The organism is Aerococcus viridans (assembly GCF_002871935.1).
In the GTDB taxonomy this organism is placed as follows: domain Bacteria; phylum Bacillota; class Bacilli; order Lactobacillales; family Aerococcaceae; genus Aerococcus; species Aerococcus viridans_B.
On record NZ_PNHQ01000022.1, the window covers coordinates 1 to 22,766 of the forward strand.

General features: G+C 35.4%; 18 protein-coding genes, 1 pseudogene and 1 riboswitch. Of the genes and pseudogenes, 8 read left to right on the top strand and 11 right to left on the bottom strand.

Annotation, left to right across the window (positions count from 1 at the left end; all coding sequences use genetic code 11):
* Positions 1–82: 82 nt before the first annotated feature.
* Positions 83–907 (bottom strand): annotated as a pseudogene (locus CJ191_RS09330) (ISL3 family transposase).
* A 113-nt stretch (positions 908–1,020) separates the two neighbouring features.
* Entirely contained in the window at positions 1,021–1,317 is a 297-nt protein-coding gene (locus CJ191_RS07955) for a hypothetical protein (RefSeq protein ID WP_257994158.1), read from the bottom strand.
* 202 nt (positions 1,318–1,519) lie between these two features.
* Here CJ191_RS07955 and CJ191_RS07960 point away from each other — a divergent pair, with 202 nt between their 5' ends.
* The 5 genes from CJ191_RS07960 (at position 1,520) to CJ191_RS07980 (ending at position 6,935) form a co-directional block, all read left to right on the top strand.
* Positions 1,520–2,095, top strand: a complete 576-nt coding sequence (locus tag CJ191_RS07960) for an amino acid ABC transporter ATP-binding protein (RefSeq protein ID WP_257994161.1) — start codon at positions 1,520–1,522, stop codon at positions 2,093–2,095.
* A gap of 160 nt (positions 2,096–2,255) precedes the next feature.
* Positions 2,256–2,852 (top strand): nitroreductase family protein, encoded by a 597-nt coding sequence (locus CJ191_RS07965; RefSeq protein ID WP_102199459.1) that lies wholly within the window; start codon positions 2,256–2,258, stop codon positions 2,850–2,852.
* Between the two features lie 103 nt (positions 2,853–2,955).
* Positions 2,956–3,873 (top strand): alpha/beta hydrolase, encoded by a 918-nt coding sequence (locus CJ191_RS07970; RefSeq protein WP_102199460.1) that lies wholly within the window; start codon positions 2,956–2,958, stop codon positions 3,871–3,873.
* Between the two features lie 216 nt (positions 3,874–4,089).
* Positions 4,090–4,240: riboswitch (Lysine riboswitch) on the top strand.
* 95 nt (positions 4,241–4,335) lie between these two features.
* On the top strand, positions 4,336–5,751 hold the full coding sequence (locus tag CJ191_RS07975; protein WP_070467683.1) for a YfcC family protein: 1,416 nt from the start codon (positions 4,336–4,338) through the stop codon (positions 5,749–5,751).
* Positions 5,752–5,768: 17 nt separating this feature from the next.
* Complete coding sequence (locus CJ191_RS07980; RefSeq protein WP_102199461.1) at positions 5,769–6,935, top strand: M20 family metallopeptidase; 1,167 nt, start codon at positions 5,769–5,771, stop codon at positions 6,933–6,935.
* 133 nt (positions 6,936–7,068) lie between these two features.
* On the opposite strand, the gene CJ191_RS07985 is transcribed toward CJ191_RS07980, so the two are convergent.
* Positions 7,069–7,347 (bottom strand): chorismate mutase, encoded by a 279-nt coding sequence (locus CJ191_RS07985; RefSeq protein ID WP_070467685.1) that lies wholly within the window; start codon positions 7,345–7,347, stop codon positions 7,069–7,071.
* A 270-nt stretch (positions 7,348–7,617) separates the two neighbouring features.
* On the opposite strand from CJ191_RS07985, the gene CJ191_RS07990 reads away from it, so the two are divergent.
* Together CJ191_RS07990 and CJ191_RS07995 are read left to right on the top strand one after the other, a co-directional pair.
* A complete protein-coding gene (locus CJ191_RS07990) occupies positions 7,618–8,970 on the top strand; it encodes a D-serine ammonia-lyase (protein ID WP_070467687.1) in 1,353 nt (450 codons plus the stop codon).
* Positions 8,971–9,342: 372 nt separating this feature from the next.
* On the top strand, positions 9,343–10,731 hold the full coding sequence (locus tag CJ191_RS07995) for an MFS transporter (protein ID WP_070467693.1): 1,389 nt from the start codon (positions 9,343–9,345) through the stop codon (positions 10,729–10,731).
* A gap of 353 nt (positions 10,732–11,084) precedes the next feature.
* Here the strand turns inward: CJ191_RS07995 and CJ191_RS08000 are convergent, their stop codons facing one another.
* The 3 genes from CJ191_RS08000 to CJ191_RS08010 all read right to left on the bottom strand — a co-directional run bounded on the left by CJ191_RS08000 (position 11,085) and on the right by CJ191_RS08010 (position 14,351).
* Positions 11,085–11,804: a DUF3307 domain-containing protein gene (locus CJ191_RS08000; RefSeq protein WP_180960958.1), complete on the bottom strand. Its 720-nt coding sequence runs from the start codon at positions 11,802–11,804 to the stop codon at positions 11,085–11,087.
* Positions 11,791–12,456 carry a SatD family protein gene (locus tag CJ191_RS08005; RefSeq protein ID WP_102199463.1) on the bottom strand — a complete coding sequence of 222 codons (666 nt, stop codon included), beginning with the start codon at positions 12,454–12,456 and terminating at the stop codon, positions 11,791–11,793. The genes CJ191_RS08000 and CJ191_RS08005 overlap by 14 nt, the downstream gene beginning before the upstream one ends.
* Before the next feature lie 860 nt (positions 12,457–13,316).
* Positions 13,317–14,351, bottom strand: a complete 1,035-nt coding sequence (locus CJ191_RS08010; protein WP_070467699.1) for a tyrosine-type recombinase/integrase — start codon at positions 14,349–14,351, stop codon at positions 13,317–13,319.
* Positions 14,352–14,801: 450 nt separating this feature from the next.
* Here CJ191_RS08010 and CJ191_RS08015 point away from each other — a divergent pair, with 450 nt between their 5' ends.
* Positions 14,802–15,362, top strand: a complete 561-nt coding sequence (locus CJ191_RS08015) for a GNAT family N-acetyltransferase (protein ID WP_070467701.1) — start codon at positions 14,802–14,804, stop codon at positions 15,360–15,362.
* Between the two features lie 54 nt (positions 15,363–15,416).
* Here CJ191_RS08015 and CJ191_RS08020 read toward each other — a convergent pair whose 3' ends face one another.
* The 5 genes from CJ191_RS08020 to trkA all read right to left on the bottom strand — a co-directional run bounded on the left by CJ191_RS08020 (position 15,417) and on the right by trkA (position 22,647).
* Entirely contained in the window at positions 15,417–16,121 is a 705-nt protein-coding gene (locus CJ191_RS08020; RefSeq protein WP_070467703.1) for an MIP/aquaporin family protein, read from the bottom strand.
* A gap of 71 nt (positions 16,122–16,192) precedes the next feature.
* Positions 16,193–18,028, bottom strand: a complete 1,836-nt coding sequence (gene glpO / locus CJ191_RS08025; protein ID WP_102199464.1) for a type 1 glycerol-3-phosphate oxidase — start codon at positions 18,026–18,028, stop codon at positions 16,193–16,195.
* 21 nt (positions 18,029–18,049) lie between these two features.
* On the bottom strand, positions 18,050–19,576 hold the full coding sequence (gene glpK / locus CJ191_RS08030) for a glycerol kinase GlpK (RefSeq protein ID WP_102199465.1): 1,527 nt from the start codon (positions 19,574–19,576) through the stop codon (positions 18,050–18,052).
* 243 nt (positions 19,577–19,819) lie between these two features.
* Positions 19,820–21,271 carry a TrkH family potassium uptake protein gene (locus CJ191_RS08035; RefSeq protein ID WP_102199466.1) on the bottom strand — a complete coding sequence of 484 codons (1,452 nt, stop codon included), beginning with the start codon at positions 21,269–21,271 and terminating at the stop codon, positions 19,820–19,822.
* Positions 21,268–22,647 carry a Trk system potassium transporter TrkA gene (trkA, locus tag CJ191_RS08040; RefSeq protein WP_102199467.1) on the bottom strand — a complete coding sequence of 460 codons (1,380 nt, stop codon included), beginning with the start codon at positions 22,645–22,647 and terminating at the stop codon, positions 21,268–21,270. Before trkA ends, CJ191_RS08035 begins: the two co-directional genes overlap by 4 nt.
* Positions 22,648–22,766: the final 119 nt, after the last annotated feature.

The window sequence follows — 22,766 nt, forward strand, 5'->3', positions numbered from 1 at the left end:
TTTTTCTCGCCCTTAGGCGAGAAAGTCGGATCAAGAGTTGGATAATTAATCATAAAAGCTGATAAGAGTTATCGTCTAATATTTAAGCTACGACTGGCTGGAAAGTCGCAGTTAGTGGATTAGATGGTTTAAAGATTAGTTTAAATTGTAATAGAATTCTGACTCTAAAGTTTCTAAAGCTCGCATAGCCATAGCCTGTACGTTTGATTAACTTAATCTTGTTATTCATACCTTCGGTAGGACCGTTAGAAACGCGATAAATTAAAGCATTTTCGACATATGGTAAGAATCGTTCCATTGTATTAATCGTATTTCTTACCTTTTTATTTAATCTGACTTTCTTTAATTCCTGTAAAGTGGCTAGTAAGTAACTGTAGTCTCTTGTTTCTATCGCAAATTTAAGGTCATTCATTACTTGATAAGCTTCTTGTAATTTCGGAGAAAGACTTAATAAATAATCTACCATACGTTGCTCAGTCGTCTGTTCATGGTATAGACGATGATAATAATAGCTTGAAAAATTGAGATGATCAGCATTTTTTAATATTAGTTTCCATTGAATTTTTAATTTTCAATAATCTGTAGGGCGACTGTTTTTAATTTCATTCATAACTTCAATCCATATTGAGTTGATTGTATTATTTAGTAATTGTACGATATGAAAACGATCAATAACGATTTTTGCATTAGGAAAACAAGCCTTCACAACACCTACATATGGAGAATATAGGTCCATTGAAATCGTCTTTACTGCAGCTCGATCTTCTTTAGAATAACGATGGAAATACCGAATTAACGACTGCTGTTTTCGGTCCTCTATAATGTCAATCAAACGTTTATTATGAGGATCTACAAGGATTGCACTCATCGCTCCTTCTACATCATCTACAGACTTAAGTTCATCCAAGGAAAGAGGTTTAGGTAGGTAATTACCTTAAGGGGTCAATGCACTAGCTGCTTTTAATAGGATTCTTGATACAGTATTTGAAGAGACGTGATACCGTTGTTCGATATGCCTCATTAACTGTGTCTCTGTAAAGTTGTTTCATCAGAAGGATAGGCTAAATTTACATCGATATCTGTCTTATGGTGTGTTAATAAATTTCTCAGTTGCCTAATTTGATCCAAAAAATGGTGATTGCGTCTAATGATCTGATTTGTTTTAGCCAATTCTTCTACACACTGGAAGAAGCTAGCATCATCCTTATCAAGTAAAGTTTTCATCGTTTGATGTAAGGCATTAAAGTGGCTGATAAAGGCTACAGTTAAAGCATAAGGTTGATCTTTCGAAATGTCACTTGTATAGTTACTGGTCATCGTAAAATAACCTCCTTCAATTTGCTAAATATTTACCTCGATTATAACAAATAGCGCATGAAATATTAAATTGCAATCATCATGAGCAAAAAACTAGCGTTTTGAATAGAAAGCATTTATAATCATTGGTTGTATTGATATATTTTAATGTTATATTTTGAAACTTATGTTGTTGTAGGTTTTATTTATCGGTACGATTGAAATCAATGATGTTAAAGTCACAGCACCAGATATTAAGAAACAAGATGCTTTCGCTTTGAGACAGCAAACTGCCATGGTATTTCAACACTATAACTTATTTAGAAATAAGACAGCCCTAGAAAATGTTACCTTATCTTTAATCTCAAATAATGTAATGAAAAAAGCGGATGCGGAAGCTTTCGCTGAAAAATTACTTAAACAAGTAGGTTTATCCAATCAAAAAGACCAATATCCGATTACATTATCTGGAGGTCAACAGCAACGGGTAAGTATTGCCCGAGCGCTTGCAGTACAACCAAAAGCGATTTTACTAGATGAGCCGACCTCTGCATTAGACCCTGAACTAGTTCATGAGGTACTTGAGACAATTGAACAATTGGCAAAAGGCCATACGACATTGGTTATCGTTACACACGAAATGAATTTTGCCCGTAAGGTAGCGGACCGGGTTGTCTTTATGAATGATGGTGTAGTTGTTGAATCAGGTCGCCCGGAGGAAATATTCACCAATCCCAAAGAAGAGAGAACTAAGCAATTCCTAAAAGAGTATATTGGGGTAAATGAATACGTGATCTAGAATACTGAATATTCATACAAAAAACTTTTAATAATTTAAAAGTATAAGGTTGTATATTATTGAACTTACTAATTGACTTTTAAAAAGTAAGCATGTAAACTAGAAATAGTTCTAATTGGAACTTATTATAAAAATGGATTTAGGAGGAGTAAAATGAAACATGTCAGATTTTAAAGACTTATTAACTAAACGTCGTTCTCAATACGCTATTGGAGCTAATACAGATGTAACTGCTGCAGATGTGACTGCTGCTTTGAATGAAGTAATTCCACAAGTACCAAGTGCATTTAACTCACAAGCAACTCGTGTTGTAGTTGTTTCTGGTGAAAACAATGTTAAACTTTGGGAATTAATTAAAAATGTTCAAAAAGATGTATTAGATGAAGCAACATTAAATTACATGACACCAATCATGGATGGTGCACGTGATGCTGTTGGTACAATTTTATTCTTTGAAGATCGTGACGCAGTCGAATCAGGTATCCCAGCTAATGAAGAACGTCGTTTAATTTATAAAAACTATGCATCTGCTAATGCACAATTAACCACTTGGTTAACATTAACTGAATTAGGTTTAGGTGCAAACTTACAACACTTCAACATTGGCTACGAACAAGGATTCGATCGTAGCATCCGTGAATTATTAGATCTTTCTGAATCTTGGGAATTGATTGCCCAAATGCCATTTGGTTCAATTGAAGCACCAGCTGCTGATAAAGAAACTATTGCTAGTTCAGAATTAGTGATTGAACGTTAATCATTGACATTTTATAGAAGCTTGCCAACTTGGCGGGCTTTTTCTTTTTTTAAGGTAAAAGTTCGATGTTATAATAGTCATAACATAAACTAGGAGGTCCAATATGCGGAGCGAAGTAATTAAATTATATGAAGACAGAGATGATGTCACTTTAACAACTTATTTATTAGACCCATTCACAACAAATAATGATAACAGAAAGAGACCAGCTATTATTATTTGTCCGGGTGGTTCTTATATGTATTGTTCTGACCGAGAGGCAGAACCTGTAGCTATGGCTTTTAACGCTATGGGATTTAATGCCTTTGTCTTACGCTATTCTGTTTACGGTCAAGGTAAGACGACTGATCAAATTTTAGCTGAAGGACATTTTCCAGTTAAAGAAGAAGTTCTATTCCCGCATGCCCTAAAAGAAACTGCCAAAGTATTTGAGTTAATTCATCAACATGCAACTGAGTGGCAAGTGAATACCGATCAAATTGGTTTAATCGGCTTTTCAGCGGGCGGACATAATACTGGGATGTATAGTAATGTATGGAATAAACCGGTAATTCAAGAAGCAACAAGTTTAACAGGGGACCAGTTGAAACCTGCATTTAATATTTCATCGTATGCACTCACAGATATTGCTTACTATTTTGGTAAAAATGTAGAAAATCCAGATCCAAATGTGCAAGCCTATGCGACTGCTATTTCTCTCGCGTGTTTTGGGAAACCACAACCAACCCTAGAAGAAGTTTCTCAATACTCCATACCAGCTACGGTTAATGCAGATACCCCACCAACTTTTATTTGGGCAACAAGAGAAGACCAAGTAGTGAATGTGCGCGACTCAATTTCCTTTGCTTTAGCTTTAGAAGAAAATGAAATACCATTTGAAATGCATATCTTTCAAAAAGGGCCACATGGTTTGTCTGTAGCTAACGAATCATCAGCTTTATATCCAAATCAAATAAATAAGACTGCAGCACAATGGCTACCATTAGCTGAAAATTGGTTGAAAGAAATTGTCTTACATTGAGTTTATGGATATAGTTATAAGCAAAAAAGTAAATAAGGAAAGTATTCAGTAATGGCAACCCATAAAACTGCGCAATTTAATATTATATATGCCTTATAGCGTTAATTTAATATATGAACTCTTATTATGAAGGCACAGTAGCGCGTAATATTGATTGTAAAATTTCTTGACATTGTTCCTATTATTTCCTAAGATTAGAATTACATGAAAAAATGCGAAATAGAGAGAGGCCGCTAATCACATCAGTATCCGTTTGGAGAAAGGGTTATTAGCCGAAACAGTATGACTTACTGTTGGGGGTGTATTAAAAAAATGCATCACTGCCAAAAAGGAATGCCCAATTCCTTCCAGGAGCGCTTTCTATTTTGTGGGCAAAAGTGATTTCTGTATTCAACCAATACCAAGACGAGCTTTTGCTTGCCTTGGTATTTTTTTATTCTAATTTTAAAAAGGAGCTTTGTTATGAAATCAAAATTATTTCCTAAAAAGTTACGAATGCCAAATGCACTAGTACTTTTATTTGCGATCATGGTCGTCATGATGGTATTAACGTGGATAATTCCTGCAGGTGAGTTTGAACGAACACTTGTTGATGACCGTACGGTATTGGTACCAGATTCATTTCATTTTATTGAATCAAGTCCACAAAATCCCTTCCAATTGGTTTTAGCACTACCACAAGCATTTATTGAGGTTGGTTCGATTGTATTCTTCCTATTCATTACTGGTGGTTCTTTTAAATTAATTAATGAAACAGGGATCCTTGAAGCTTTAATGGGACGTTTAGTTCGTGCTTTAAAGGGCCGCGAAGAAATTTTTATTCCCATTTTAGTCTTCGTTACTGGTTTAGGAGGGGCAACTCTAGGTTTATCTGAAGAAATTATTCTTTTTATTCCAATCGGTATTGCTTTAGCCCGTGCGCTTGGCTATGATGCTATGACAGGAATTGCTGTTTTAATACTTGGTGCTGCTGTCGGATTTAATGCTGGATTTATGAATCCTTTCTCTGTAGGGGTTGCCCAAGCTTTAGCTGAGTTACCTCTATTTTCCGGTGTTGGTTTACGTATTGTTTTATTTGTTGTTCTTTGGGCAGTGACAACGATTTTTATTATGCGATACGCAAAGAAAGTTAAAGCTGATCCAAGTAAAAGTGATGTTGCCGATTTAGAAGCTGCTGATAAAGCACAAGCTGACTATATAGATCTAAATGAACAGGAAATACCAGCATTTTCATCTCGTCACAAATGGATCACACTCGCTTTACTTTTAGGTTTTTCTATAATGATTTATGGTGTATTTCAAATTGGCTGGTTTATTGATGAATTAGGGGCGATGTTCTTTACAATGGCAGTGGTATCCGCATTAATTGGTGGATTACCAACTGGAAAAATAGCTGATACGTTCGTTGCAGGAGCTAGCGAGATGACATTCTCTGTCTTAGCCATTGTATTTGCTCGTGGCATTTTAGTCGTGATGGAAAATGGGATGATTTTAGACACGATTATTTTCTATCTCGTACAAGTAGTCAATATTTTCCCAGCTGTCTTGGGTTCTGTAGGAATGTACGTTATCCAAATTCTAATTAACTTCTTTATCCCATCAGGCTCAGGTCAAGCTGCTGCGACTATGCCAATAATGTTACCGATTGCTGACTCTTTAAATGTTACAAGACAGACAGCTGTACTTGCCTTTCAATTAGGGTCTGGTTTTATGGATGCCATTATTCCAACTTCAGGTGTCCTAATGGCCGAATTATCATTAGCTAAAATACCATATAACAAGTGGTTCAAATGGTTTATGCCGTTATTAGTAATTTACATTCTAATTGGTTTGGTATTCTTAATTGGTGCTCACTTTGTGGGTTATGGTCCATTCTAGAAAGGATTGAAATATATATGACTATAAAAGAAAGATTACACCAAGCAGTTACAAACTTGGAGGATGACTTAAGAGGGTTAAGCGATTATATTTTTGCAAACCCAGAATTAGGACATCAAGAGTTTAAATCTTCGAAAGCACATATTGAATTGCTGGAAAAGCATGGTTTTACAGTGGAAGCACCGTACGCAGGGTTTGAAACAGCCTTTAGAGCAACATTTGATTCAGGTCAGGCTGGCCCTACGATTGCCTACTTGTCTGAATACGATGCTTTACCATCGATTGGTCATGGATGCGGACATAATATGCTAGGTACGGTTGATACAGGGGCAGGTATTGCTTTGTCAAAAGTCATCAATGAAATAGGTGGGCGAGTAGTTGTTTTAGGCACGCCAGCAGAAGAGACAACTGGGACTAAAGTAGATATGGCCAATAGTGGCGTATTTGATGATGTAGATGTCGCTATGTGTACCCATCCCTCAGATGAAAATACTATGTCTGGTACCTCCATGGCTATCCATCCAATTGCTTTTGAATTTTTTGGAAAACCAGCTCATGCTGCTGAGGCACCGGATGAAGGTATTAATGCTTTAGATGCCATGATAAACCTATTTAATAATATCAATAGTCTACGGCAAGAAATGCGTCCATCTGCTCGTGTTCATGGCATTATAACTCATGGTGGAGACGCAGCTAATGTAATTCCAGATTATACAAGAGCTGAATTCTATGTACGTGCTCTAGATACACCTTATATGAATATATTATCTGAAAAAATTATCAATTGTGCAGAGGCTGCTGCATTGGCTAGTGGCTGTACAATGAAGCATAAAGATTTTGAAAATATCTACAAAGATATGATTACAAATGAAACTTTATCTCAAGCTTACAATAAAAATGCCGGAGAACTAGGCATTGACATGGTGCCTGAAAAAGTGGGGGAAAATGGTTCAATTGATATGGGAGATGTGAGTCATGTTGTCCCTTCAATCCATTCATATTATTCAATTACAGATGGCAAACGTGTTATTGGTCATACACCTGAATTTAGAGACTGTACACAAACACCATTTGCTTATGATATGATGCTGAAAGTTGTTGAAACGTTAGCTAGAACAGGTATTGACGTAATTGAACAACCCCAATTACTTGAAGCAATTAAAGAAGAGTTTCATAATAGATAGTAAAAGAAGGTGGGACAAAAGTCGTTTAGAATTGACGTACTGGACCAAAATGCTGACTTTTGAAATCCGAATTTAATAATAAAAAGAGGCTGAGATATTTTTGTCCCTGCCTCTTTTTATTATTATTTATAGTTTATGAATCTGAACGATCAGCCATCCAACGCTTCTGATGACCACGTGATATACGCATAATTTCAGTATATAGATCAGCGAGTTCTTCTTTTAAACGCTTATCCTCCAAGTACCCCTGAACTTTTTCGATAACAGCTTGCTCTCTATCAGTATCAAGAATTTCTTTATTATTGGCTAACTTTACTTGAGCCACTTGTTCTACCATTTTGGTTCTTTTTTCAAATAATCGAACAATCTCATTATCAATACGGTCGATTTCTTTACGTTCTTTCTCTAACATAGCGTTCTCCTTAAATAAATCTTTTATTTTGTTATTTGATAGTAATCTCTAATAGGTAAATGATATCTATTTTTATTGATTTATAAATTTATATATATATTAAATAAATAGTTGTTTATACAGTGTTTCGTCTAATTCATTATAGATAAGAAGAAAAGTAAAAGCAATCGCGATGCTGTTCTATATTCGCAAGGTAAAACCGTTGACGCAGACCTCAAATATCGTTATACTTTTTAAGTTGAAATTAAACTATATGAAAGGTGGATAGATATGTCAATAGAGTCCATATCTGAAACAAGAGAACAAATAAATCAAAAAATATTGGGTGATATTCGGAACCGGAAACCTGTTTTTTGGGAAAATGACAGTCATATACCTTTCAAAAATTTAAAAGGACAATTAGATGTCTCGGTTCTTGAAATTAAAGATGCTGAAGCACGTTTGAAACGTTTTGCCCCTTTTATTAAAGCAGTATTTGAAGATACTGAAGCGCTTGATGGATTGATTGAATCACCAATTTCTGAAATTGGTCAATTCAAATCTACCTTAGAAAATAATTATGACTTTTCTTTTCCAGGAAAAATGTTACTTAAACGGGATGATTTGCTACCAATTGCAGGTACAATAAAAGCGCGCGGCGCCATTTACGAAGTCCTACGTCATGCAGAAGCCTTAGCATTTGAAGAAAAATTATTATCTGGTTATGATGATGACTACGGTAAATTTGCGACAAAAGCTTTTCAAGATTTTTTTAAACAATATACTGTAGTAGTTGGAACGACTGGTAATCTTGGTATTTCCTCAGGTGTAATGTCAGCGAAAATAGGTTTCAATGTTCAAGTTCACATGTCTCATGAAGCAAAACAATGGAAGAAAGATTATCTTAGAAGTCATGGTGTTCAAGTAATTGAACATAAAACCAATTTTACAGAAGCAGTAGACCAAGGTAGACAATCAGCACTATCTGATCCTTATGCATATTTTATTGATGATGAACACTCCATTCAATTGTTCTTGGGTTACACAACAGCTGCATCGAGATTAGAGCGCCAGTTGAAAGAACAACAAATTATCGTTGATGAAGATCATCCACTAATGGTGTACCTACCATGTGGTGTTGGCGGTAGTCCTGGAGGTATTACTTATGGTTTAAAACAAATTTATGGCGATAATGTTCACTGTTTTTTTGCACAACCAACTCATGTACCGTCTATGTTACTTGGTTTAATTACTAAGAAATTTGCTGATATTTCAGTATATGATTTTGGCATTGATGGGCTAACAGTGATGGATGGCTTAGCAGTTCCAAGAACCTCCCAAATTGTTGCGAAGTTGATGTCAGGAATTTTTGATGGTGGCTACACCTTAACTGATGAAGAGTCTAACCGACTATTAACCGACCTTAAAGATGTTGAAGATATATTTGTTGAACCTGCTGCTACGGCTGGATTAATGGGACCGCAAAAATTGTTTACAACGACTGCCGGTAAAAATTATTTAATCCATAATAATTTAATGGATAAGGTTGATCATATGACGCATATTGCATGGGCTACTGGAGGATCTATGGTTCCAGCAGATGAACAAAAATTATTCTATGAGAAGGCAAAGGCTAACCAATAATAAATGATCTAAAAAGAGAGAGTGACTGAGTTTAAAAACTTCGTCACTCTTTTTCTCTATATAAATTTTATTTAAAGTATATATTATTGCAAAATAATTCTATTTGGATAATTAATTAAAAAACAACTTTGGTTCCTTAAAGTTGTATATTTTGTCATTTTATTTTTTCGAAAAATAAAGTATGTAATATATAATGTGATAAAACTCACATTTTCATGATGATATAAGAAAATAAGTTTGCAATTTTAATTATAAATCGTTTACATTTCATTTCTTATTCAGTATAATATGAAATATAAATAAGTGCACTAATTATTTTTATATTGTGAAATTTGCAAAAAAATCATTTGAATAAAAAAGTGGAGGATTAATATGAGTCAAGAAAATAAAGTAAAAACAAGTCGTCCTTTCGGCTTGCGCGACAAATTAGGTTATATGATAGGGAATATCGGTAACGATTTAACATTTTTCCTAGCATCAAACTATTTTATGGTATTTTATACGAATGTTATGGGTGTATCTCCAGCGACCGTAGGGACTTTATTTGGTATTGCACGACTAGTTGATGCATTTACAGATGTTGGGATGGGGGTTATTGTCGATAATGCAATGACTACTCGTGTAGGTAAGTTTAAACCTTGGTTACGTAGAATGGCTTTTCCGGTCGGAATTGCAAGCGCTTTGATGTATAATAGTTTCATTGTGGATTGGTCACCAACAGCTAAAGTTATTTATATGTTTATTACTTATTTACTTTGGGGATCAATTTTCTATACTTCTATTAACATTCCTTATGGATCACTAGCATCTGTGGTTTCAGGCAAAGCTGAAGATCGTGCGAATTTATCAACTTTCCGTTCAATTGGTTCAACATTGATCCAATTTAGTTTAGGGTTTGTAGTACCGTTAATTGCCTATAGTGCAGACGGTAAAGTACTTGCAACTAACTTTACTTGGTTAGCTATTGCTTTAGGTTTAGCAGCGGCTGTATGCTACTTATTATGTTACGGCATGGTTGAGGAACGTGTAGAATTACCTCAAGGTGATAAGTTCAGTGCAAAAGCGATGCTTACAGATATACTTGAATTAATCCAAGATCGAGGCTTCCTAGGTTTGATGTTCTCAACAATGTTTATGCTTGCTGGATTAATATCATTAGGTCAATTATTACAATATACGTATTTAGATTTCTTCCAAAACACGAGAATTTTGCCAATTGCGACTGCGGGTATGACCCTAAGTGCTTTAGTAGTTGCGCCATTTGTAAGTACGATTACTAAGAAATTTGGTAAGAAGGAAGCAGGTTCTTTCGCCTTAATTGGTGCAGGTGCGATTTATCTTATTGCCTTTGTATTAAAAATCCAAAGTCCATTAGTATTTGCGATTTTAGTTATTGTTGCAGGTATCGTGATGGGGTACTATATGATGGCGATGTATGCGTTTGTAACAGATGTCATTGATGATTTCTACGTTAAACGTGGTACACGTAAAGATGGAACAATCTACGCAGTATATTCATTTACACGTAAAGTAGGACAAGCAATTGCTGGTTTCCTAGCGGGTGCGTTATTAACAGCAATTGGTTACCAATCAGGCGTTGAACAACAAACTGCTGAAGTAGCCAACAGTATTTATAACGTTGGTACCTTGTTACCTGGCGCCTTACTTCTTGCTGCTGGATTAATTTTGCTATTCATGTATCCATTGAATAAACAAAAAGTGAATGAAAATACACGTATCATTGAAAGTGAAAACCAATAATTTGTTTCATTAGAAACTAACGTCTTTGCTTAAACAATGATGAAACTGCTTATTAATTTGACTCTCTTAGGTAAACTGATCATTTCTATCTGTTTATCTAAGAGCGTTTTTTATTAACTTACATTACCTAAAATAAATGCCTAATTAAAGCAATTAAACACCGAACATATGCCTTGGTTGGTAATGTTCGGTGTTTTAGTTAATTTGGGTAAGGTCTCAAACAATTGCTTAAATAGTTGCTTTTCTATTAGGGATATCTCGTTAATTACCATAACAACTCGGTAAAATCTTGTTGATAAATGTGTGTTTTAAAGTGACCAGTATCATAAAAATGAAGAAGTTGTACGAATTTTCTAAAAGATTAAAGCGTAAGCGGTAACGACAAAGAGAATACTATAAAGCGTTCCAATTAAATAATATTCAGCAAAACCTTGATTTTCTTCTATCAATTTAAACCGCGCGATCGATTTAGCGGTATAGATTAAACCAATGGAAGAAAGGGCGTTCAATGAAAGAAAGATAGCTGATAAGATCCGTTCTAAGTTACCAATCATTGCGCCTGCTCCTGGTACAGTGACTGTTTCTGTTTGATGATTGGAGTAGTTTTGATATTGGTTAAAGAGTATTTTAAAAGTGATATTTGCTGGTTTAGTGATTAACACAATTAGAAGCATCCATTTCAAAATCAATATTGGTATAACTAGACTAATTTCACCGGATGCTGGAAAAAGATATTGGCTAATGATTAAGATAGCGGCAATATGTAGTAACTGATCAATGAGATAAATGTAGGGCAGTTGTTTTGCTTTAAATGACCAATTACGCTGAATAGTAACTTTTAAAATGTCTATAATGACATGGCTCATCCATATGGTTAAAAATAGCCCAAATAAGCTGATCTGCCAACTGAGTATCCAGGAAATCAATAATAAGAATCCGTGGATAGCCAAATGTTTAGCTAGCGCATGATAGTGTTTATTTTTAGCTTTAGATAATGATTCGCTTTGAAAATGATAATCACCTAGAAAATGGGCGATTAATATGAGAGTATTTATCGAATTATGAATGAACATCATCCACCTCCTCTATCATATTGATGAGATTTTCCTTAGCCTTCAAATAGATTTTTATATTACCTGCGTTTAGACGTTTGCTAAGTGCTGAAGCCGATAGATTTAACTTTTTAGCAAGCACGTTTTGGTTAAATACTGGCTGATAGATTCCTTCCTCCAATAGACCATTAAAAACATCCAGCTGGTTTCTCGTCCAACTTGATCTTAGTGTATCTGTAAGCAATAGTATCGTATTAATGGTAGTATCTTTTTCTCCTAATCCAATGAATACTTGTCTTAAATTACCACTATAATTGTTGGAAGCAACCTCTTCAATAGCAGCTCTTGCGTGCCAATAAGCAGAGCCGTCTGCTCCTATACTCATCTCTGGGTTGATTTCAGTAGAAATATTGCCATATCCTATCCCGAAGCGAATGGGGTGGTTAATTAAGCGTTGGATATCATCGATAAATTGAAATAGCTGCTCATTTGGTTTTATGAGTACTTGGAATTCATCTCCCAAAGTGATTGTTAGTTTAGAAACGATTATATGTGCGTATTTTTGATTAATGACATAGAAACTTTGAATTAAATTTTCTTGTAATTGGGCTCGGTGAGCAGTTTTTTTAGAATCAATCAGGTCACCGATAATGGCTATGTAGCTCTTATCCATAAGGCACCTCCTTATTTTCCATTATAAAGAAAAATCATATAAATTGCCATTAAAACGGAAATTATTATAAATGTCCGTTATTTAGGAAACTTTATGCATTGCGATAATAAATAACCTCATATGGAATAAAGGGTGATAACATACTACAAGTGTTCGCTAATACATTAATTAATTTTAAGCCCAAGGTGGGCTAGTTACCAAAAGTAAAACTATAAGTTAATTCTTTTGAGTAGCTACTTGACTGATATTAGCCTTAGAGCAATTGGTAAATGTTATTTAAAATGTGGCGATGAGTAAAATTAGCACGGAGTCAATATAGGGTATTGTAATTAGTATAGTTTTGGGGTATTTTATCCTAACTGGTCTACTGACTAATATTTTCTAAGTTTTATGAAGCGCTGGATCAATCTACGCCAGATAAATTTCAAATTGTTGGTGGGGTGGTGGATCATTTGGAGATATGGTAAAGTTGGAAATTTCTTCAAAGGAGAAAACATACAAGCTTGACCAGTCCGATTTATCGAAACAGAAGTTGGATAAAAGTAGGCCTATGGTGCAAGCACAAATGCGAACTATAACGCTGATTCAGGAAAGGTTGCGTAAAAATTTGGTATGTTAGCGTTAGCTGAGTATTTAGGTGATTTATTAGAAAAATTATAAATAATCTTTAAGCAAATGCACCTATTGTCTATGTCCGCTAAGGGTAATTAGCGGACATAGAAGTGTATTTAAATAGCAAACACTTACCCTAGCTTTATTAAACCCGTTTTCCGTTTAAATCTAAAATAGTAGCCCCCAAATACATCATAAGTAGGGGCTTTTAATTATCTTGTTTAAGTAGAGGCATCCTCGTCATAAACTTATAAATCTTTAAGAATTCTTGATTGATCAATGAGATCTTCTATTAACTGACTGGAGGTATTCAAATCTTCATTTAAGTCTTGTGCGTATATTTCAGTCGTTCGAACGCTGGAGTGCCGTAACATTTTTTGAGTTTCACGTAAATTGCCACCGTTGATTAAGCTAAGTGTTGCTGCAGTATGTCTAAGTGAATGTGGCGTAATTTTAGATGAATGTATCCCAACAGCTTCATAAGCGTTGGCTATGACTCTAGAAATGGATCTAGCTGACATACGTCCGCTTTTATTTCGATTGCCATGAGAAGCAAATAGTGGTGACAAATCAGTATTAATCATGATAGCTTGGTCTTCACGAAAACGCGTATACTCACGAATAACTTCTTTTGTTTTTCGCGGTATAATAACAAATTCATCTTTCTCTCGTCGGCCTTTACCTTGAACATAAATAACAGTATTTAAGCCACGGCGTTGCACATCCTCAAAGTTTGCACGACTTAGTTCGACTGTCCGAAGTCCCGTAGTTACAGCTAATAAAATAAGCGCGTAGTTACGTTTGCCAATTAATGTATCTGCCGTTGATTTAAGGTAAGCTAAAAGCTTTTCAACGTCTTCAATGTCTAGTGCGTCTTTAGCATGACCGTGTGGTACTGGAATATTATTATTCGCTTTAGCAACGATATTCTCATATAAATTTTCGCGTTCTAACCACTTAAAGAATTGATTTAGCATGTTGCGATACGTTTTAATAGTGCGGTCTTTATAACGGAATTGGTCTAGTGCTCGACGTTGTTCTTCAGAAAGCTCGTCATAGTCTATATTATTAATTAAGATATAGGTTTTGCTTGGATGATTGATTAAATCATCAAAATAACGTTCGATATCATGGTATGTTGGATGTGTAATTTCTTGTTTTTCAAGATAAATAAAGAATGGTCTGATATTTTTAAGATAGCTTTCCTTCGTATTGTATTGTTTCTGTGATAGATAGTCAGTATATAGTTCATAGAAAGCTTCTTTATCAAAGTAGTTATCCATATTCAAAACTCCTTAAAATGCTATGATTCATTATACCAAACATATGTTCTAAATCATAGACAGGAGCTAAGAATTCATATAACTATAGCAGTTATAATTGCTTGTAAACATTGCGCGGTCATTGCATTGTGCGCTCAGACATAAAGTTATAAGTTTATACATGTTGTATGTCTTGTAAGTAAAAGAAGTTCATAAACAAGTATACAAGCATATAAGCATATAGATAACAAGATATAAAGACATCAAATAGCTGGGTTGATTAAAGTAATTTATTTTACCCTTTAGTTTACATAACATATATTATTTAAAGCTAAATGTTTATTTAATATGGTTCTCTATGTCCACTTTATGATACCCTCTACCGATCATTCACCAGCTTTATTTTGTATTGGCATCAAATAATATCTAATGATATCATAGTCTAAAATAAAAAAGTTAGGAAGATTCTCTATGACAGATACTTTAAAATCTACAAATACTATAGATGTTGATACTGAACAAGTAATTATACGACCTGCTGAATTAGCTGACGCTGCACAGTTAACTGCAATTTATAATTATTACATTCAGAATACAACTATTTCTTTTAGGATCGCCCTAACTGACGTTTCTTTAAAAGAAGAACAGATAACTGAACGTATAGGCATAAATCCCTTCTTAGTTGCTGATTATGATGGCCAAGTGATTGGTTTCGCTTATACTAGTGATGCTGGTGCGTATGAAGGTTATACCCCATCTAAAGAGCTTACGATCTACTTAGATGCTCATATTCAAGCTAAAGGTATTGGAAGTCGTCTATATAACGCATTAGAAAAAGAAGTTATTGATCATTATCCTGATATTTATAAATTAGTTTCTCAAGTAACTGGTACGAATGAATCATCTCTAAAGTTTCATGAAAAGCATGGATTTAAACAATACGGTATCTGTAGGAATATGGGCTATAAATTCAACAAATGGTTAGATGTTATATATTTAGAAAAAAATCTACGCCCTTTTAATACTTATTAAATTAAATAGAAAAAAACCAGAACGCACGTTCTGGTTTTTTTCTATTAGTTCTGATTATAAGACCAAGTTGTATACTAAGGCAGCTACAATCGCACCGATAATCGGTCCAACAATAGGTACCCAGGCGTAACCCCAGTTTGACCCTCCCTTACCTGAAATTGGTAAGATGGCATGTGCAATACGAGGTCCTAAGTCACGAGCTGGGTTGATGGCATATCCTGTAGGACCACCTAATGAAAGACCGATTGAACCAACGATGATACCAACGATCATTGGGTTTAAACCATCTGCAATCTGGTTTGCACCTACGGCCATAACCCCAACGACTAATACAGCAGTACCAATAATTTCAGTCATTAAATTCCATGTAGGGTTATCGACTTGTGGACCTGTGGCGAAGGTTCCAAGAATTGAACCCTCTTCTTTAGTTGCTTCAAATTGCTCATGATAAGCTAGCCATACTGTCGTAGCACCTAGAACTGCACCAATCATTTGACCAGCAATATAAGGAACCACTTCAGCCCAAGCAAAAGAACCATTCACTGCGAAAGCGATCGTAACTGCAGGGTTTAAGTGCGCAGCTGATAGGAAACCAGAAGCGTATACACCAATAGTAACGGCTAAAGCCCACCCCATAGTGATAACAATCCAACCACTTTCTTTAGCATTTGATTTGTTTAGATTTACACCTGCATTAACCCCACACCCTAGTAATACCAGTAAAAAAGTACCAATTAATTCACCAATAAATCCGTCCATATTAATACCTCCCATAGTTTTATTTATCACAATACATTAGTTTTTATATATCTACACAAAAAACGGATGAATTATTTTAAATATTGTAATTCAGCTTTGGCAATTTCTTCATCTAATGCTGTTTTTTGTTGATCAGCGTTGGCTTTATCTAAACCTAGGTAGTCTACAATTGTTTGGCTAACAGCATCTTTAACCGCAAGCATCTTGTCATGTTGGAATAACATGAAAGTTGTTCGACGTGCGAAGAAGTCTAATGGTGTGTATACGCCTTCTTCTTCCAAGGCATAGATTAAACTGACTGCAATATCTACTGGATAGTTATATTTCGCTGCATATTCCTTAGCTACGGGTAGATATGCAACTACACGATTCATATTTGAACCATATAATTTAGCTAGTTTAAGTGATTGTCCATAAGTTAATCCACGAGCTACCCCCACGTTGGCAAAGTTTTCCATAGCAGTTTCATAGCTATTTGGATCAAATTGACCGCCAGATACTGGGTAAGTGGATGATTGAACTAAATCATAAGATTTACCTGTCATATCAGCTACAACTGGGATGATTCTTTCCATTGCCCCTTTTGCCATTTTACGGTAGTCAGTAATTTTACCTCCTGCGAGGGTGAACAGGCCTGAAGGCGCTACTGATAAATCAGAGCCACGGGATACACTTGAAGGGCTACCGTCGCCACGTTCAGATGTATTAGAACCTAGATCTTGCAACTTGTCTTCTACAGTACTTCGTTCAACTTTTTGCTTACTATAATCATCGAATAAAGTGACTAATTCATCAAATGTCTGTTCTGATAAACGTCCAGCATCTCCACCATTATAGTCAGAAGCATTATTGGAATCAATTAATGGTCTTAAACCAGCCCATGAAGCTTCAATATCGTCAATTGACAGGTTAGCATTAGGGAAGCGATGGTTTACAACACGTAGTAAGTAATCTACATCTTCTTGTGTAACAGTTGGATGTTCAAAGTCACCGGTATAATCAGTATCTGTTGTACCAAAGTAAGTTTTATTTTCTCGTGGTAATACAAAAACCATACGGCCATCTTGTTCACCAGTATCAAAATAAATTGGTTGTGAAACACTTAATTTAGATTGATCAACTACGAAATGCACACCTTTTGTTGGTCGCATTTGTGCAGGTTTTTCATCTGAACCGTCCAATTGGCGAATAGTATCTGACCAAGGACCAGTTGTATTAATCACTACATGAGACTTAACTGTGAATTTTTCACCAGATAATAAATCTTCTACTTGAACAGCGACGATTTTATCATTTTCATATTCGAAACCAACAACTTTAGCATGACTTAATAAATCAGCCCCATCATCATTGGCTTGCTTAATATTTTCAATAACTAATCGTGAATCATTATTGTTGAAATCAAGGTATTTACCACCACCGATTAGACCTTCAGACATTAAATCTGGTTGACGGCTCAATACTTCATCCTTAGATAGCATTTCATTAGCGTATTGAGAATCTTTAACACCAGCAAGTGAGTCATAAATATCCATGGCAATTTGCAAACGTAATGGATTGAAGGTTACTTTGGGTTCATCATATAAAGGCATTAGCATTGGGTCTGGTTGCGGAATATGAGGTGCAATATTATGAACGGTTGCACGTTCAGTAACTGTATCTGAAACAACCTCTAAATCAAAGTTTTTTAAGTACCGAATACCACCATGTACTAATTTAGTTGAGCGACTAGATGTCCCTTCAGAGAAGTCTTGCATATCTACTAAAGCCGTTTTTAGGCCAGATGCAGCCGATTGAATCGCTACACCTGCACCAGTGATACCGCCACCAATAATAAATAAATCATATTGATTATCTTTTAATTGTTTAACTGTTTCTTGTCTATACTTAAATGATAATTTAGGCATTTAAACTAAACCTCCTGTGTATTAGTCGTTTGCTTCTTCTTTAAAATATTGTGAGTAGGCACGCGTAGCACGTACAGCGTTTGTCCAACCAGCGTATAGGTCCTCTTTATGTGAATTATTCATCTTAGGTTCGAAAGTTTGACCTGGTTGTGTGAACGATTTTAATTCATCGATATCTTTCCAGTATCCAACAGCTAAACCAGCTAGATAAGCAGCACCTAAGGCAGTTGTTTCAAGGTTTGCAGCACGAGCGATTTCAATACCTGTAATATCTGATTGGAACTGCATCAAGTAACCATTCATTGCTGCACCACCATCAACTTTAAGCAATGGAATATCGATACCAGTATCCTTATTCATTGTATCAGTAATATCGCGAACTTGGTATGCAATTGATTGTAAAGTTGCCTTAGCAAAGTCAGCCTTTGTTGTTCCCCGAGTGATACCAAAAGCAGCACCACGTGCATCAGAATCCCAGTACGGCGCACCTAAACCAGTAAATGCTGGTACTAAGTAAACTTCATCTTCATTTGTAGATTGATTAGCCAATTCTTCAGTTTCTGCAGCATTTTCAATTAATTCTAAACCATCTCGAATCCATTGAATAGATGAACCAGCAACGAACACAGATCCTTCTAAAGCGTATGTCACTTTATCACCGATGACAAAACCAACTGTCGTTAATAAGTTATTTTCAGATAATTTCAACTCGCTACCAGCATTCATTACGATAAAGGCACCAGTACCATAGGTTGATTTTACTGTACCTTCTTCTGTAGCTAATTGGCCGAATAAGGCACCTTGTTGGTCCCCTACCATACCAGAAATTGGTACTTCATAGCCATAGAAGTGGAAGCCAACTGTGTGACCATATACTTCAGAGTTTGAGCGAATTTCAGGCATCATCGCTTTTGGAATGTTTAACATTTCTAACATGTCATCATCCCACTCTAGTTTTTCAATGTTCATCAACATGGTACGTGAGGCATTTGAGTAGTCAGTCGCATGGACTTCCCCGTCAGTTAATTTCCAAAGTAACCAAGTATCAATCGTACCAAATAATAATTCGCCTTTCTCTGCACGTTCTTGAGCCCCTTCAACATGGTCTAAAATCCAGCGAATCTTAGTTGCTGAGAAATAAGCGTCGACAACAAGACCAGTATGTTGTTGAATTTTTTCTTTTAGACCTTGATCAATCAAGTTATCACTGATTGGCGCAGACTGACGAGATTGCCATACAATTGCATTATAAATTGGCTTACCAGTCTCTTTATCCCATACTACAGTTGTTTCACGTTGGTTAGTGATACCAATACCAGCAATTTGATCAGGACGTAAACCGCCATCAATAAATGCTCCAGCGATAACTGCCTGTACCGAGTTCCAAATTTCATTTGCATTATGTTCTACCCATCCAGATTTAGGGAAAATTTGCTCAAACTCTTTTTGACTTGAGGCAATAGGTTCTGCTTTATGGTTGTAGATTACTGCACGTGATGAAGTTGTCCCTTGGTCAATGGCCATGATATATTTTTCTTGTTCACTCATTAAAATTCCTCCTAGTAATGAAAAATTTAGCGATAAATAAGCGCTTTCATTACTTAGAAGTATACTCCATAAAAATAATAATTCCTAGAAAATTGATTAATATAAATACAAATGTGCATTACAATATCATAGAAAGTTGACTAGAAAATTAGCTAAAAGGCATGTAAAAAGAAGGATGCGCTTACATAGCCCACCCCTCTTTTTCGCTATTAAGAAAAACAAAATTGTATACACAAGTGATGTTTAAATTTTTCGCCAAGTTGACTTTGAGAATAAAATAATCACTGGATAAATTTCTAGACGCCCGATAATCATTCCTACTGACATTACGAGTTTTGAAAAATTAGACAGAGAAGCATAGTCTTGAGAAGGTCCAAGTAGGTCGAGAGAGCCTCCAATATTTGAAATTGTAGCGATTGTTGCAGAGAATGCAGACGAAAAGTTCAAAGCGTCAAAAGAAAGCACAAGCAATATTATTACAAACACTGCTAAATAAGTCATTAGGTAATAAACAATGCCATAGTGTACATTTTTTTCAATTCTTTTCCCATTATAAGTCATTGGAATAACCCTGTTAGGTGCCAATAGATGTTGGATTTCATGCTTGATTGAGCGTAAGTAAATCCCTATCCTAATGACTTTTAGCCCAGATGCAGTTGATCCAGACATCCCCCCAATAAACATTAATAATAATATTGTTGAATGTGCTGCAATTGGCCACTGTAGAATATCTACTGTAGTATAGGCAGTTGTTGACATAATGGAAACAATATTGAATAGTACATCGTGTATCAAGCGGAATAAATTATCATAGTACGGGATGAGTGCCAAACTAATTATAGCTATTGCAGCTAAGATGATGTAAATATACCACTTTAATTCTTCATCTTTAAAAATTTCTTTCCAACGTCTCTCATAAGCCAAATAAAAGAAGTTAAAGTTCAACCCAAATGTAAACATCGCAATCATCAAGATGGTTTCGACTACCCTTGAATCATAGTGTGCAATAGATGTTGGATAAATGTTAAAACCACCTGTACCAGCTGTACCCATGGACAGTAACATAGATTCAAACCACGGGACCCCAGCAATCCAGAGTAAGACTGTAAATACTATCGTTAGGAGAAGATAAATAAAGTATAAAATATAAATGGATGAAGATACTCTAGATTCTAACTTACCTGTCGTAGGACCTGGTAACTCAGCACGCATTACGTATACACCTTTAGCTCCCATATTAGGCACGATATAGAGAAGAAATATCAACATCCCCATCCCCCCTACCAGCAAGGTAAAGGACCGCCAAAACATTAGCGATTCTGGTAACACGTTTAAAGTATCTACTAGTACACTAGCACCAGTAGTTGTAAAGCCAGAAACGGCCTCGAATAAGGCATCTATATAAGAGTTTACAGCACCTGACAAGTAAAATGGTAAAGCCCCAAACATGGAGATTAAAAACCAAGATAAGGATACTAGGACAAAGCCTTCTCGAGCAAAAAAGACGTCTTTTTCTGGTAGTCTAATTGACATCAATTTACCAACAATGAAGGTGATCAGCATGGAAATTATGAAAGCAGCGATTACTTTAAGCTCATTTTGATAAAGAAAAGCTATGAATAAAGATGGTAGCATCAGTAAGGATAAGACCATGAGTAATCGGCCAATTAAATATTGGATATAAGGCCAATTCATTCGCCATCTCTCCTATTCTTTTTCACTACAATTTCATTAAAATTACGAATTTTATCATCTATATCAATAACCAATACATGGTCACCAGGCATGAATATATCATCACCACTTGGAATGATCATTTCTTTATTTCTAACGATTAAACCTATCATTAATCCCGATCTGAATATCAGTTTTTTTATGGGGATACCAAGGATTTTACAATCTGGACTTAACACAAACTCTAAAACTGCTGTTTTGTTATCAGATAAACGTGCATAGTTTTCCAACTTGTCAGATTGACTGGATGAAATAGACCTTACGTGACGAGTTATAGCGTCTACAATTGCCTTTCTTGGTGAAAGAATCACATCTAGCTTACTATCATCAATTAAACGAATTAGTCCTGGTCTATTGACCTTAGTAATCGTTTTGCGGACACCAGCATTTTTCCCGTATAAAGAAATCATTAGATTTTCTTCATCACTATTCGTTAAAGTGAGTAATAGGTCAAAACTATCTACCCTTTGCTCATTTAAGACATATTGGTCCGTACCATCATCATAAATAACCTCAGTTGCTGTGAACTGATTGGCTAGTTCAGAAGCTCGTTCTTTATCATTCTCAATTAAACGGGTATGAATACCTCTTGCATGTAGAATGGGGATTAAATAGTTATTAATACGACTACCGCCCACAATTAAAGCTGACTTATAACGTTTAACTTTTTTGTGTCCAGTAGCAACGAAGAAGTCTTGTAATGCGTCACGCTTTGCGAATATTTCAATAAAATCACCAGCCAACAAAATAGCATTTCCATCAGGAATAATGGTTTCTCCATTTCGCTCAATTGCTACCACGATAACTTCTGGAATAGTTTGTCTGATATCCCTAATATACTGGTTAACAACACGTGACTTTTCCATAATTCGTACTTTGATTAAATGCATTCGATTATGATAAAAAGGCTCCACAAACGTTGCTGATGGGTAATCTATAACTTGTAAGATATCGTTAGCTGCTGCTCTATCCTGATTAATCAGATAATCAATCCCTAAATTTGTCTGAATAAAACCTTGTTGTGCCGTAAAGGCTTGGTTACGTACTCTGACAATTAAAAACGCTACGCCCAAAGTTTTGGCAATCATAGCAGAAATAATATTGACCTCATCATGTGGAGAAGCCGCAATAAGGACTTGAGCGTTTTGAACATCGGCTTCGCGTTGTACTTCAACATCAACACCGTTTCCAACTACCCCTTTAATATCTATTTCATCAATTAGATCATCAATGACGCGTGGATCATTATCAATTAAAGTCAAATTATGATTTTCTTTAATTAAACCATGAAGGATGTCTTCTCCGAGTTTTCCTCCTCCTACGACGACGATATCCATATGTCCTCCTAAACTTGTGATAAAAGGGTTCTGTGTCAAATAGTGTTGGTGACCAAAAATAAATAATCACAGTTATTTTTTTAATTAAGTTTTTAATAAAGGAGGGGTCATGTTTATTT